This is a genomic window from Limnohabitans sp. (assembly GCF_046052765.1).
Classification (GTDB): domain Bacteria; phylum Pseudomonadota; class Gammaproteobacteria; order Burkholderiales; family Burkholderiaceae_C; genus Limnohabitans.
In genome coordinates, this window is record NZ_JAVLFQ010000060.1 from 1 (window position 1) to 12,631 (window position 12,631).

Here is a 12,631-nt window from a genome sequence, read left to right on the forward strand (position 1 = left end):
AACCCACTCGTAAGTGGGTTCTGATTGAGTTCTGTTGATTCTTACTGAACAACTTCTGGTTCATTGAAGATAGATGATTTTTTGTTCTTCCTCGGAACACGGTGCTCTTTCTTGACTCTTGGTTCTTTCACACTCAAAGCAAACGCAATGTGTTCTGCGTTCAGTTGGTTCTGTTTGGCGATGGAAACAATCTGTGCCAGTGCGTCTGAGTGTGTTGATTGAATCTGACGCATTTCTTCCTTCTGCATTGACTCAATCATCTTGCGAAGTTTGACCAATGTTGTCCCTGTATCACTCTGTGTCATACCGTTACCTCTGTGAGTTGTTGATGAGGGTTTGGATGGTATGAATGGGGGTAGGAATGGCAAGTTTTTTTCGATGAGCAAAGAAAAAACCGCATCACTTTTGGTGGTGCGGTTTGACTTGAAAAGTATAAAACTATTGACTTTTATACTTTTTCCAAAAAAAATCACCTAAATCTCTCTAAGTGATTGATTTAATTGACTTTTGGTGGGCCCCCCGTGAGTCGAACACGGCACCAACGGATTATGAGTCCGCTGCTCTAACCAAGCATGAGCTAGGGGCCCGCATTTGGTCATTTTACGCATTGATCCACTGAATCATGCGAAGATCAATCTTTTCAACTGAAAGCACTGCCCCATGACCATTTCCATGTACCAAGCCAGCGTGCCGCGCATCGTCAACATGCTGACCAACCTTGACCATTTGCTCAGCAAAGCGCATGCACATGTCGAGTCAAAAAAATGGAACGAATCTGCCCTGACTCAGTTTCGCCTCTACCCCGACATGCTTCCCTTGACGCGCCAAGTGCAAATAGCCTGCGATACCGCCAAAGGTGTGGTCGCACGTTTGGCTGGGGTAGATGTTCCTGCCTATGAAGACAACGAAGTCACTCTGGCAGAACTCAAGCAACGGGTTGCCAAAACACAAGCCTTTGTTCAAGGCTTTACCGCTACTCACATTGACGGGACAGAGGATAAGGACATCGTCACCAAGCGCGGCGACGTGGAGACACATTACAAAGGCATGCAATTTTTATTGAACCACGCCATGCCAAATATTTACTTTCATGTGACCACGGTTTACGCCATCTTGCGCCACAACGGCGTGGAAATCGGCAAGCGTGATTACCTGGGCAAGGTTTAAATAATTACCTGCGGACCGCTACAAACTGCCGGCTTGCGCATGCTGCACCGGCAGTTTTTATTTGTGACTCAGCGCGTTGCTCACCAGTTTGGCGGTAATGTCCACGATCTGAATCATGCGGTCATAGGGCATGCGAGTCGGGCCGATCACACCCAATGTGCCTACCACCATACCATCGACCTCGTAATTCGCGCTGACCACAGATAATTCTTCAAAAGGCACGATCTGACTCTCGCCGCCAATGTAAATACGCACACCTTCTGCTTGATTGGACATGTCGAGCAATCGCATGAGTTGCGCCTTTTGTTCAAACAAATCAAACGCGCGTCTTAATTGGCCCATGTCGCTGGAAAAATCAGAAACCGACAGCAAATTGCGTTCTCCGCTGATGACCACTTCATCCTCTGTGGAATTGATGGCTTCCGAACTGAATTGCACTGCCGCTTGCATCAAAGCAGCAATTTCGCTGCGCAATTTTTCCACTTCCTGTTGCAGCCGTTGTCGTACTTCATCGATACCCATGCCAACAAAATTTGCATTCAAATAATTGGAAGCTTCAATCAATTGAGATTGCGAAATGTCGGTGTCAGTGAAGATTACTCGGTTTTGCACATCACCATCGGGCGACACAATGATGACCAACACGCGTTTATCAGACAAGCGCAGAAATTCAATATGCCTGAAAACCGAACCTCGGCGTGGTGACATGACGACACCAACAAAATTGGAGAGGTTAGAGAGCAAACTGGCTGCATTTGCAATGACTTTTTGCGGTTGCTCTGGCGCTAACGTCGGTGCATGTAAGTCATCGCGGTTCACCGTGAGCATGGTGTCGACAAACAGTCGGTAACCTTTGGCGGTGGGAATTCGACCCGCTGAAGTGTGCGGGCTGACAATCAACCCCAACTCCTCCAGATCGGCCATGACATTGCGTACCGTGGCAGGCGACAATTCAATCCCGTTGGCCCGCGACAAGGTGCGGGAACCCACCGGTTGACCGTCGGCAATATAGCGCTCAACCAGGGTTTTCAACAGAAACTTGGCACGATCGTCCAGCATGGTCATCCTTTCGAATCATTTTAATGATGTAATTTGCCCATGAGCCTGACATTCCGCCACATTGCCCTGATCGGCAAACACCATTCCGCTTTCAACACTGCCCCGCCCGAACAAGCCCGGCAAGTACTGACGTCGCTGACCGAGTGGCTAAAGAAATTGGGCGCAGAGGTATTTTTGGAAAAGGACTCTGCTCAGCAAATTGGACTGGAAGTGGCCCCAACTTTGGATATTCAAGGCATTGCAGACCAATGCGATCTGGCGCTTGTGGTTGGGGGTGACGGTACCATGCTTGGCTTTGGGCGTCAGTTGGCACCTCACGGCGTTCCCTTGATCGGTATCAATCAGGGGCGACTGGGGTTCATTACCGATATAGCCTTGAACCAGTTGGAAGCCAATTTGGAACCCATGCTGTTTGGCGAATACGAACAAGATCACCGGGTCATGATGCATTCTCAGGTATGGCGCGGCAGTGAGTGTGTGATGGAAGCGCAAGCCTTGAACGATGTGGTGGTCAACCGAGGCGCTACCACCGGTATGGTCGAGTTGCGCGTCAGCATTGACGGCCATTTTGTCGCCAACCAACGCGCAGATGGTCTGATCATCGCCACACCCACAGGTTCCACCGCGTATTCATTGTCAGCCGGTGGGCCGCTGCTCCAGCCTTCACTGGGCGGGTTGGTGATGGTGCCTATCGCTCCTCATAACCTGTCAAACCGACCCTTGGTGCTGGCTGATTCGGTTGAAATCCAGATAGAACTGGTGGCCGGACGAGATGCCAGTGCAAATTTTGATATGCAGTCTCTTGCATCGCTGTGGATAGGCGATCAGGTAAGGGTACGTAAATCACAACACCATGCAGTGTTTCTACACCCCCGTGGCTGGAGTTACTTTGACACACTCAGACAAAAACTGCATTGGAACGAGGGAGGCTCATGAGTTTGCAACGCATCAGTCTGCGCGACTTCGTCATCGTGCGCCAACTCGAACTGGATATAGCTAATGGCTTTAGCGTACTCAGTGGCGAGACGGGTGCTGGCAAATCCATTTTGATCGATGCATTGCAACTGGTGCTGGGTGCGCGAGCTGACACGGGTGTCGTGCGTGAGGGTGCCACACGTACCGAAATCAGCGCCGGTTTTGCGGCGGGTTCAATGGTCAATCAATGGCTTCACGATAACGGGTTTGACCAAAGCGATGAGTTGCTGCTTAGACGCAGCATAGACACGCAAGGCAAAAGCCGGGCTTGGATCAACGGCAGCGCAGCGACGGCTGCGCAATTGCGCGAAATTGGTGACCAGTTGGTTGACATCCACGGTCAACATGCTTGGCAAAGCCTGACCAAGCCCAGCGCAGTTCGCGGTTTACTGGACGCCTACGCTGGTGTGGACTCACGCAGCCTGCTTCAAACTTGGGACCACTGGCGAACGGCTCAAGAGACCCTCTCCAACGCACGCTTGGCCCAAAACCAATTACAACAAGAACGCGAACGCCTGGCCTGGCAAATCGGTGAGGTCGACAAACTCTCCCCTCGAGCTGACGAATGGGAAGACTTGAACTCACAACACACCCGACTCTCCCATGCGCAGTCATTGATGGATGCAGCCCAAACGGCTTTGCAATATCTGAACGCTGAAGACGATGCGGCCACGCACAGCTTGTCCCAAGCACACAACGCTTTGCTGGAACAAAGCCATATCGAGCCCGAGTTTCAAGTGCTGGCCGACCAACTCGCCCAGTGTTTGGCTCAAGCCGAGGATGCCGCTCACAGTCTGCAAGCTTGGCTGCGCCGTGCCGACCTGGACCCGCAAGGTCTGCAAGAGCTGGACGCCCGACTAGGGCTTTGGGTCTCTCTGTCACGACGTTACAAGCGCACACCTGCTGAACTGCCAGACCTTTACGCCAGCTGGCAACTTGAATTGCAAAAGCTGGACGCTGCCGCTGATCTTGCTGCGCTTGAAAAAGCGGAACAAGCCGCGTCTCAGGCCTTTATAAAGCAAGCCAAGTTGCTCAGTAAAGCCCGCGCATCAGCGGCCCCCCAATTAGCCGCCAGCATCACCGCAGCCATGCAACATCTGGGCATGCAGGGCGGCCGTTTTGAAGTTTTGCTGGAAAACTTGCCCGAACCCGCCAGCCATGGTCTGGAGGACATTCAGTTTTTGGTCGCCGGTCATGCCGCCAGCACGCCACGTCCGGTCGGCAAGGTGGCCTCAGGCGGTGAGTTGTCGCGTATTGCGCTGGCTATCGCCGTGACCACCAGCCAATTGGGCACTGCACAAACGCTTATTTTTGACGAGGTCGATGCCGGTGTCGGTGGCGCCGTCGCTGAAACCGTCGGTCGCTTGATGAAGCAACTCGGGCGCGACCGCCAGGTGCTGGCCGTCACCCATTTGCCGCAAGTAGCAGCCTGCGCAGACAACCATTGGGTGGTCTCCAAGCAATCCGACAAACAAGGCAGTTTCAGCGCGGTTGAATCAGTTGCTGGCGAACAGCGCGTGAGTGAGATTGCACGCATGCTAGGCGGTGAGCGTCTCTCAGAAACCACCCACGCACATGCGCGCGAAATGCTGCAAGCCATGACTGCAACTTCAGCTCCCAAATCCAAGCCACGGGTGGCTAAAACATGAAACGCGAACTCGTGCTTATCACCGGCATGGCAGGTTCAGGCAAATCCATAGCCTTGCACGCACTGGAGGACGCTGGCTATTACTGCGTCGACAACCTGCCGCCAGAATTGCTGATGCCCTTTGTACAACTCGAAGACCGCAAGCAAACCACCAAAGTAGCCATCGCCATGGATGTGCGCAGTGCCAATGCCTTGCATACCGTGCCTGCCCAACTGGCCGAATTACGTAAACAAGACGTTAATGTCAGACTGCTTTTTCTGGATGCGGGATCCGACACTTTGCTGCGCCGGTTTTCAGAAACAAGGCGTAACCATCCCCTCTCGCACCCAGCGACCGATGGCAGCCACAGTCCACTGGATTTGATGAATGCTATTGAGCTCGAGCGCCAGTTGCTGGCGAACTTGCGAGAAGAGTCCCACATCATTGACACCAGCCAATTGCGAGCCAGTAAATTACAAAGTTACATACATGACTTGGTCACCGCCGCCAGCTCTCAACTGACCTTGATGTTTGAATCCTTTGCTTTCAAGCGCGGTATTCCCGTACACGCCGATTTCGTGTTTGATGTCAGAATGTTGCCCAACCCGCATTACGAAACCGAGTTGCGCCAGCAAACCGGGCGCGAAGCCCCCGTGGCCGATTGGCTGAGCCAACATCAACCGGTACACGCCATGAGAAATCAGATTGCAGAATTTCTGAATCATTGGTTGCCTGCCCTCAAACAGGATCACCGCAGTTATGTCACTGTGGCTATCGGCTGTACCGGCGGTCAACACCGTTCGGTGTATTTGGTAGAGCAATTGCACCAGCAGTTTGCCCACGACTGGGTCAGCTTGAAACGCCATCGGGAACTGGACCCGGCATAAGTTCCAACAACTTACGCACAGGCGCAGGCAAACCCATACCCGGCCATTGAGAAGCGCTGAACCAGTGTCCTTCACCCATAGCCACTCTCTCGGATAACAACACATGACAGGCATGCAAATGCAAATCCTTATGGGTCAACGCATGAACCACAGCAGGCGCCAAGCTGAGCAGATGACGCAGGTTTTGCGGCACCACTTCAAGCAATTGATTTTCTGAATCAAACAATGGCTGTGTGTACAAACTGGCCCACACACCCTTAGCGGGACGCTGCTGCAACCAGACATCCCGATTTGTCGTCGTGGCACACAACAGCCACAGGCTTTGCGAACTGCGTTTGATTTTTCGAGTTTTCACTGGGTAATCACTGGGATTCGCACGGGCCTTAGCCACACAGTCTTCTTGCACAGGGCAGGCCATACAAGTGGGCGCGGATCGTGTACACAAAGTCGCTCCCAAATCCATGATGCCTTGGGTATACGACGGCATGTCAAGCTCGTTTAACGGCAAACATGCCTCTGCCAAGGCCTGAAGTTTTTTTTCATTGGCTGATGAAGACAAGTCCAACGCAAAGCCTTGGTGTCGTGTCAACACACGTTTGACATTGCCGTCCAAAATCGCCACCCGTTCCTCAAAGCACAGCGATGCAATGGCTGCGGCGGTCGACGGCCCTATGCCTTTGAGTGTTTGTAATTGGTCGACCCGCCGAGGAAACACACCTGAAAATTCGCTCACCACCTGCTGCGCACAAGCATGCAGGTTACGTGCCCGGCTGTAATAACCCAGACCGCTCCACAAACCCAACACTTGGTCCAAGTGCGCAGCGGCCAGTGCTTGCACATCGGGAAACGCCCTCAAAAACCGCTGGTAATAGCCTATTACCGTCACAACCTGCGTTTGCTGCAACATGATTTCAGACAACCACACAAGGTAGGGATCTCGGGTGTTCTGCCAGGGCAAATCATGGCGGCCATGCACCCGCTGCCAATCGACCAAGCGGTTTGCAAACGGGTTCACGGCTTTTGGCACGCAGGGCAGTAAAACGTGGATCGCTGGCCTTGTACCAATCGCTTGATGGGCGATGTGCAAACGCGGCATGGTTGAGCTTCGCGGTCGTACACATTGGCTTGGAGTTGAAAATACCCGCTTTCCCCTTGCGCATTGGAGAAATCGCGCAAGGTGCTGCCGCCCTGCGCTACGGCCCTAGCCAACACATCGCGAATCGCACTGTGCAGCCTAGCGGCACGTGGTTTGCTGATGCGAGAGGCGCGCGTGGTCGGTCGGATTCCCGCCAAAAACAAAGCTTCGCTGGCATAAATATTTCCCACACCAACCACCAACTCGCCCGCCAGCAACACCTGTTTGATAGGCGCGTTTCGCTTTTTGAGACCCGCCGCAAACACAGCGGCATCAAACCCGTCCTCTAGCGGCTCCACCCCCAAATGTCCCAATAATTTGGTGGCCATCGCATCGGTTTGACTTGCGACGTAAACCACGGCACCAAATCGCCTAGGGTCATGCAATCGCAATAAGCCTTGGGAGGTAGTCAAATCAAAATGGTCGTGTTTACCGGCTGGCGCCGAGGCCTTGGTAAAGGTCAAAGAACCAGACATGCCTAAGTGAATCAATAGCAAACCTTCTGATAAATCAAGTAGTAGGTACTTACCTCGGCGCCTTACTCTCAGTATGTGTTTGCCCGTTAATTGCTCAGTCGCACACCCCAAAGGCCAACGTAAGGCCAGCCCGAGTTGTGCATTCAGGATTCTTGCTCCCGCAATGTCTGAGGCGAAACTCAGTCGGGTTACTTCAACTTCGGGTAATTCAGGCATGGCTGGCGCTTCATCAATGTCTGGGATTATCATTCCCCAATGAATACATTCCACCGACTGACACAATCCCCCGTTCACCTCACCGCATTTTTCTGCGCCCTCTGTTTAGTGGGTATGCCGATTTCTGCATTTGCTGAGGACGCCACTGCAGAAAAACCTGAAGTCATCCAAAACTCGGACTTGAATGGCGAGACCGCCATGCAAATCATGCTGGGTGAAATGCAAGTCAGCCGAGGCGATTTGGGTGCGGGCTACGCACTGATCTTGGATGCCGCCAGAAAATCCGGCGATGAATCACTCTACAAACGTGCGGTCGAGATTGCCTTGTCCGCACGAGATGGCACGACTGCGCTGGATGGCGCAAAGATGTGGAAAAAAGCTTTCCCCATGTCGCGCCAAGCCAATCAACATGTGCTGCAAATCCAAGTGGCGTTGAACCAGTTGGCTGAAAGCTTGATGGCACTGCGAGCCTATGTTCAGTTAAGCCCTGAATCTGAACAAGTGCTGATCATCAATGGTTTGCCTCAGATTTACGCCCAAGTCAAAGACAAAGAATTAGCCACTGCTGTGGTGGAACAAGCGCTGGTGCCATTTGTCAGTAATCCCGCCACAGCGGCAGCGAGTTGGACTGCCATCGGGCGCATGCAGGTATCCGCTAAAAAACTCCCTCAGGCTTTAGAGTCCGTTAACAAAGCGATTGCCGCCAACCCGTCAGCTATCGAGCCTGGTTTTCTGGCCTTGGAATTGTTCTCTTTGGGTGTGTCACAAGCTGAAGACATCCTCAAAACCATTTTGACTGACGGCAGCCCACCTCATTTGCGCTTGAATTTCGCCCGTGTGTTGGTTGATTTGCAGCGATTACCGGAAGCATCCAAGCTACTTGCCTCACTTAACAAAAGCCAACCGGATTTTGCTGATGCCTGGCTGATGCAAGCTGCGATTTCGATGGAAATGAACAAGTACGAGGAAGCCAAACAAGCTTTGCTGAAATATATTGATTTGGAAAAACCCAAGGAAGACGCGCGTTTATCGCAGGCGTATTTGATGCTGTCGCAAATCGCTACCAAGGAGAAAAAACCTAGCGAGTCAGAAGCCTGGCTCAGCAAAATCGATGATCCAGAGGCCATCACCCAAGTTCAAATCCAACGCGCTAACGTACTGGCCAGCAAAGGCGAGATGGCCAAAGCTCGCGCGTTGCTGGCTGACTTACCTGAAAATTCTCAGCAGGCCAAGCGAACCAAATTACAAGCCGAGTTGAAACTGCTACGTGATTACAAAATGCATGAGGCTAGTTATCAGCTATTGCGCAAGGCTGCCAAAGCGGAACCTGAAGATGTGGACTTGCGCTATGAGCTAGCCATGGCTGCTGAAAAGCTCAATCATATGGATGAGGTCGAAAAACTCTTGCGTAGCGTGATTGCTGAAAAACCCGATTTCGAGCACGCTTACAACGCGCTGGGTTACGCACTTGCAGATCGAAATATTCGCTTGCCTGAAGCAAGACAATTGATCATCAAGGCATTGGAATTTTCTCCGGAAGACCCCATGATCACCGATAGCTTGGGTTGGGTCGAGTTCCGCATGGGCAACAAACAAGCGGCATTGGCCATACTACAGAGAGCCTATGAAACCAAAAATGATGTCGAAATTGGTACGCATCTAGGGGAAGTCTTTTGGAGCCTAGGACAAAAAGACAAAGCCGTCAATGTTTGGCGTGATGCCGCCAGACAAGACCCTAAAAATGAAATGCTGCTGGAAACCTTGAAGCGACTAAAGGTCAAACTTTGAGTTTTCTGTTCTCTCGGAATTTATCTGTCCCGCTTTTTTTGACTGTGATGGCGATTGCTTCCGGATGCAGTCATTTTTCCTACCCCTCTAAAACCGTTCCCCTTGCCAACACTGCGCATTGGGAAGGTAGATTGCAGGTACGGGTTTTAAATGCCAATCCTGAGCTTTTCAGCGCTAACTTTGAACTTCAGGGTTCGCCGCAAAGCGGCGAATTGACCATTTATTCCCCCATTGGCACAACGCTTGCTGTCGCAAACTGGTCTGAACATGAGGCTATATTGACGCAAGGATTGAGCGAAAAACATTTTGCCAATATGGAAGACTTGACCAGACAATTGACGGGGGCAAACCTACCATTAACGCCTTTGATGTCTTGGCTTGAAGTCGATGGCCCATCCATCAAAGGCTGGGACATACGCTCAGAAAATTTACCTGCTGGCAGACGCATATATGCCCAGCGTATTCACCCCTTACCATCGCTGCAATTGACATTACTCATCAACCCAGCGCACTGAATTCATGGCTGTCCTCAAGCAATTGCACCATGTGCCAGCACCGGCAAAGCTGAACCTGTTCTTGCACCTCACCGGACGCAGACCGGATGGCTATCACTTGCTCGAATCTGTATTCATGATGATCGACTGGTGGGATGTACTTCATTTTGATTTACGGACCGATGGTGAATTGCATCGCCGCGATCTCAGTATTGGCTTGCCGCAAGTTGACTTGTGTCTGCGTGCTGCCAAGTTATTGAAAGACGTCAGTGCCACTGATTACGGTGCATTGATCAGCATAGAAAAACGTCTTCCATCTCAAGCCGGTTTGGGCGGGGGTTCATCCGATGCTGCCACCACCTTGCTGGCTTTAAATAGACTCTGGGGCTTGAACTGGCCGTTGTCCAGACTTCTTCCTTTGGGGTTGCAGTTGGGCGCAGATGTTCCTTTTTTTCTCAGAGGACATCATGCTTGGGTACAAGGCATCGGGGAAGTTCTCAGGCCGCTATCCCTGCCTGCTGCACGATTTGTGGTGCTCAAACCCGAGGCTGGCTTGGAGACAGCCAAAATTTTCCAAAATCCGGCTCTGAAACGAGATTCTTCACCTGTTACAATGACAGACTTTGCTGCACGTCCCTACGCTTTTGGGCGCAATGACATGCAGGCAGTAGCCAGTGGATTGTGTCCGCAGGTTGAGGAAGCTCTCGTTTGGCTGACCAACCACGGTTTGCATCCCAGAATGACCGGGTCAGGCAGTGCAGTTTTTGCGTTGCTCACAGATGAAACGGTTTTTTCTGACCCGCCCGCGGGTTGGGTGTTGCGTGAATGCAGCAATTTGGAAATTCATCCCCTGTCCGGTTGGGTTTCCTGCGACGTTTGACTGGAGGCTTGTTGAAATACAGGTTTCCCGTGTAGGGGAGTCGCCAAGTTGGTTAAGGCACTGGATTTTGATTCCAGCATGCGAAGGTTCGAATCCTTCTTCCCCTGCCACTCCATTGCTGTATGACGAAAGCAGCAAGGTTGATGGACTTTCCATCATCCAGTGCTTTCGATTTCCTTAACCTCAGGTCGTCAAGATGTCGCACCCCATGCCCCCGGATTTCATGGTTTTCACCGGCAACGCCAATCCGGGTTTGGCCGCCGAGGTAGCCACCCATTTAGGCATCGGGCTTGGTGCTGCCGAAGTCGGCAGATTCTCAGACGGTGAAGTCACAGTCGAAATCAACCAAAACGTTCGCGCCCGCGATGTATTTGTGGTGCAGTCGACCTGCAACCCCACCAACGAAAACCTGATGGAATTGCTGATCATGGTTGACGCACTCAAACGTGCTTCGGCCGAACGCATCAGCGCCGTCATCCCCTATTTCGGCTACGCCCGCCAAGACCGTCGTCCCCGTTCATCGCGGGTACCTATTTCAGCCAAACTGGTGGCCGATCTTTTGCAAACTGTCGGTATTGCACGTGTACTGACCATGGATTTGCACGCAGACCAGATTCAGGGTTTCTTCAATATTCCGGTTGACAACATTTACGCCTCACCCGTCCTACTGGGTGATTTGCGCCTGAAAAACTACGACGACCTCATCGTGGTGTCGCCCGATGTCGGTGGCGTCGTGCGCGCCCGTGCACTGGCCAAGCAACTGAATTGCGACCTGGCCATCATTGACAAACGTCGCCCGCGTGCCAATGTCAGCGAGGTCATGCACGTGATTGGTGAAATTGAAGGCCGTAATTGCGTCATCATGGATGACATGATTGATACCGCAGGTACTTTGGTCAAAGCCGCCGAAGTGTTGAAAGAGCGTGGCGCAAAAAAAGTCTATGCCTATTGCACCCATCCGATTTTTTCTGGCCCAGCCATCGATCGCATCGCCAAAGGTGACGCACTGGACGAAGTCGTCGTCACTGACACGATCCCGCTGAACCTTGAGGCGCAAGCCTGTCAAAAAATTCGCCAACTCTCTGTCGCACCGTTGATCGCAGAAACGATTCAGCGTATCGCCAAAGGAGAGTCGGTCATGAGTTTGTTCTCTGACCAAGACCAGCTTTTTTAAGCTGTCAAGGTCAGGGTTCAATGTTGTGAAGCAGTTCGCTGCTTCGTTTGTGAAACCGGAGTCACACTGGTCGCGGTGGACTTCTTCAGGAGATAACCATGAAATTCGTCGCTTTTGAGCGCAATAAGCAGGGAACGGGTGCGAGCCGCCGTCTGCGTATCACCGGTCGTACGCCCGGTATCGTCTATGGCGGAAAAGCCCACCAACCGGTCAACATCGAGCTTGACCACAATGCCTTATGGCACGCATTGAAAAAAGAAGCTTTCCATGCCACCATTCTTGAAATGGAACTGGCTGGTCAAACGTCCAAAGTGCTGCTGCGTGACGTGCAATACCATCCGTTCAAGCAATTGGTGCTGCATATCGACTTCCAACGCGTTGAAGCAGACACTATGCTGCACATGAAAGTGCCACTGCACTACAGTGGTCAGGAAAATTCACCTGCCGTCAAAGTCGACGCTTGTCTGGTAAATCCTGTCATGACTGAACTTGAAATCGCCTGCCTGCCGGCAGATTTACCTGAATTTATCGCCATTGATTTGAGTGGCCTGAAGAAAGGTACGTCATTGCATGTCAACGACATCACATTGCCAAAGGGCGTGAAGGCTGTGATCCACGGTAAGAACAACCCAGTGCTGGTCAGCGTCGTGTCCGTGGCTGAAGAAGCTGCGCCCGAAGCAGCAGCGCCTGCAGCTGCACCTGCCAAAGGCAAAGGCAAGAAGTAATTTGCTTTTGCAGCTTGGAAGAACCCG

The 12,631-nt window shown here is 52.1% G+C and carries 13 protein-coding genes and 2 tRNA genes; 10 read left to right on the forward strand and 5 right to left on the reverse strand.

Annotated elements, in window-relative coordinates:
- Window positions 1–41: 41 nt before the first annotated feature.
- Both AC9UG7_RS08325 and AC9UG7_RS08330 read right to left on the reverse strand, forming a co-directional pair.
- Window positions 42–305: a hypothetical protein gene (locus AC9UG7_RS08325; protein WP_509586481.1), complete on the reverse strand. Its 264-nt coding sequence runs from the start codon at window positions 303–305 to the stop codon at window positions 42–44.
- Between the two features lie 203 nt (window positions 306–508).
- Window positions 509–587, reverse strand: a tRNA-Ile gene (locus tag AC9UG7_RS08330).
- Between the two features lie 73 nt (window positions 588–660).
- Here AC9UG7_RS08330 and AC9UG7_RS08335 point away from each other — a divergent pair.
- Window positions 661–1,167, forward strand: coding sequence for a DUF1993 domain-containing protein (locus AC9UG7_RS08335; RefSeq protein ID WP_509586483.1), 507 nt, complete (start codon window positions 661–663; stop codon window positions 1,165–1,167).
- 57 nt (window positions 1,168–1,224) lie between these two features.
- Here the strand turns inward: AC9UG7_RS08335 and hrcA are convergent, their stop codons facing one another.
- Entirely contained in the window at window positions 1,225–2,226 is a 1,002-nt protein-coding gene (hrcA, locus tag AC9UG7_RS08340; protein ID WP_509586485.1) for a heat-inducible transcriptional repressor HrcA, read from the reverse strand.
- Window positions 2,227–2,265: 39 nt separating this feature from the next.
- On the opposite strand from hrcA, the gene AC9UG7_RS08345 reads away from it, so the two are divergent.
- The 3 genes from AC9UG7_RS08345 to rapZ are packed head-to-tail and all read left to right on the forward strand — an operon-like array spanning window position 2,266 to window position 5,716.
- Window positions 2,266–3,162 carry an NAD kinase gene (locus tag AC9UG7_RS08345; protein WP_509586487.1) on the forward strand — a complete coding sequence of 299 codons (897 nt, stop codon included), beginning with the start codon at window positions 2,266–2,268 and terminating at the stop codon, window positions 3,160–3,162.
- Window positions 3,159–4,850 carry a DNA repair protein RecN gene (recN, locus tag AC9UG7_RS08350; protein WP_509586489.1) on the forward strand — a complete coding sequence of 564 codons (1,692 nt, stop codon included), beginning with the start codon at window positions 3,159–3,161 and terminating at the stop codon, window positions 4,848–4,850. Before AC9UG7_RS08345 ends, recN begins: the two co-directional genes overlap by 4 nt.
- Complete coding sequence (gene rapZ, locus AC9UG7_RS08355; protein WP_509586491.1) at window positions 4,847–5,716, forward strand: RNase adapter RapZ; 870 nt, start codon at window positions 4,847–4,849, stop codon at window positions 5,714–5,716. The genes recN and rapZ overlap by 4 nt, the downstream gene beginning before the upstream one ends.
- On the opposite strand, the gene mutY is transcribed toward rapZ, so the two are convergent.
- Together mutY and mutM are read right to left on the reverse strand one after the other, a co-directional pair.
- Window positions 5,679–6,743, reverse strand: coding sequence for an A/G-specific adenine glycosylase (mutY, locus tag AC9UG7_RS08360; RefSeq protein WP_509586493.1), 1,065 nt, complete (start codon window positions 6,741–6,743; stop codon window positions 5,679–5,681). The genes rapZ and mutY overlap by 38 nt on opposite strands.
- The gene (mutM, locus tag AC9UG7_RS08365) at window positions 6,728–7,543 is read right to left on the reverse strand and encodes a bifunctional DNA-formamidopyrimidine glycosylase/DNA-(apurinic or apyrimidinic site) lyase (protein WP_509586495.1); all 816 of its coding nucleotides are present in this window, start codon (window positions 7,541–7,543) and stop codon (window positions 6,728–6,730) included. The genes mutY and mutM overlap by 16 nt, the downstream gene beginning before the upstream one ends.
- A gap of 114 nt (window positions 7,544–7,657) precedes the next feature.
- Here mutM and AC9UG7_RS08370 point away from each other — a divergent pair, with 114 nt between their 5' ends.
- The 6 genes from AC9UG7_RS08370 (at window position 7,658) to AC9UG7_RS08395 (ending at window position 12,604) form a co-directional block, all read left to right on the forward strand.
- Window positions 7,658–9,331 (forward strand): tetratricopeptide repeat protein, encoded by a 1,674-nt coding sequence (locus AC9UG7_RS08370; RefSeq protein WP_509586497.1) that lies wholly within the window; start codon window positions 7,658–7,660, stop codon window positions 9,329–9,331.
- A gap of 47 nt (window positions 9,332–9,378) precedes the next feature.
- On the forward strand, window positions 9,379–9,846 hold the full coding sequence (locus AC9UG7_RS08375) for a lipoprotein insertase outer membrane protein LolB (RefSeq protein ID WP_509586499.1): 468 nt from the start codon (window positions 9,379–9,381) through the stop codon (window positions 9,844–9,846).
- 4 nt (window positions 9,847–9,850) lie between these two features.
- The gene (gene ispE / locus AC9UG7_RS08380; protein WP_509586501.1) at window positions 9,851–10,705 is read left to right on the forward strand and encodes a 4-(cytidine 5'-diphospho)-2-C-methyl-D-erythritol kinase; all 855 of its coding nucleotides are present in this window, start codon (window positions 9,851–9,853) and stop codon (window positions 10,703–10,705) included.
- Between the two features lie 33 nt (window positions 10,706–10,738).
- Window positions 10,739–10,815: transfer RNA gene (locus tag AC9UG7_RS08385), tRNA-Gln, on the forward strand.
- Between the two features lie 86 nt (window positions 10,816–10,901).
- A complete protein-coding gene (locus AC9UG7_RS08390; protein ID WP_509586503.1) occupies window positions 10,902–11,879 on the forward strand; it encodes a ribose-phosphate pyrophosphokinase in 978 nt (325 codons plus the stop codon).
- 98 nt (window positions 11,880–11,977) lie between these two features.
- Window positions 11,978–12,604: a 50S ribosomal protein L25/general stress protein Ctc gene (locus AC9UG7_RS08395; protein ID WP_509586505.1), complete on the forward strand. Its 627-nt coding sequence runs from the start codon at window positions 11,978–11,980 to the stop codon at window positions 12,602–12,604.
- The last annotated feature ends 27 nt before the right edge of the window (window positions 12,605–12,631 follow it).

Excerpts from the sequence above, each read along its gene's own strand:
- AC9UG7_RS08325 (WP_509586481.1), bottom strand. The coding sequence starts at position 305 with ATGACACAGAGTGATACAGGGACAACATTGGTCAAACTTCGCAAGATG.
- AC9UG7_RS08335 (WP_509586483.1), top strand. The coding sequence starts at position 661 with ATGACCATTTCCATGTACCAAGCCAGCGTGCCGCGCATCGTCAACATG.
- hrcA (WP_509586485.1), bottom strand. The coding sequence starts at position 2,226 with ATGCTGGACGATCGTGCCAAGTTTCTGTTGAAAACCCTGGTTGAGCGC.
- AC9UG7_RS08345 (WP_509586487.1), top strand. The coding sequence starts at position 2,266 with ATGAGCCTGACATTCCGCCACATTGCCCTGATCGGCAAACACCATTCC.
- recN (WP_509586489.1), top strand. The coding sequence starts at position 3,159 with ATGAGTTTGCAACGCATCAGTCTGCGCGACTTCGTCATCGTGCGCCAA.
- rapZ (WP_509586491.1), top strand. The coding sequence starts at position 4,847 with ATGAAACGCGAACTCGTGCTTATCACCGGCATGGCAGGTTCAGGCAAA.
- mutM (WP_509586495.1), bottom strand. The coding sequence starts at position 7,543 with ATGCCTGAATTACCCGAAGTTGAAGTAACCCGACTGAGTTTCGCCTCA.
- AC9UG7_RS08370 (WP_509586497.1), top strand. The coding sequence starts at position 7,658 with ATGCCGATTTCTGCATTTGCTGAGGACGCCACTGCAGAAAAACCTGAA.
- AC9UG7_RS08375 (WP_509586499.1), top strand. The coding sequence starts at position 9,379 with ATGGCGATTGCTTCCGGATGCAGTCATTTTTCCTACCCCTCTAAAACC.
- ispE (WP_509586501.1), top strand. The coding sequence starts at position 9,851 with ATGGCTGTCCTCAAGCAATTGCACCATGTGCCAGCACCGGCAAAGCTG.
- AC9UG7_RS08390 (WP_509586503.1), top strand. The coding sequence starts at position 10,902 with ATGTCGCACCCCATGCCCCCGGATTTCATGGTTTTCACCGGCAACGCC.
- AC9UG7_RS08395 (WP_509586505.1), top strand. The coding sequence starts at position 11,978 with ATGAAATTCGTCGCTTTTGAGCGCAATAAGCAGGGAACGGGTGCGAGC.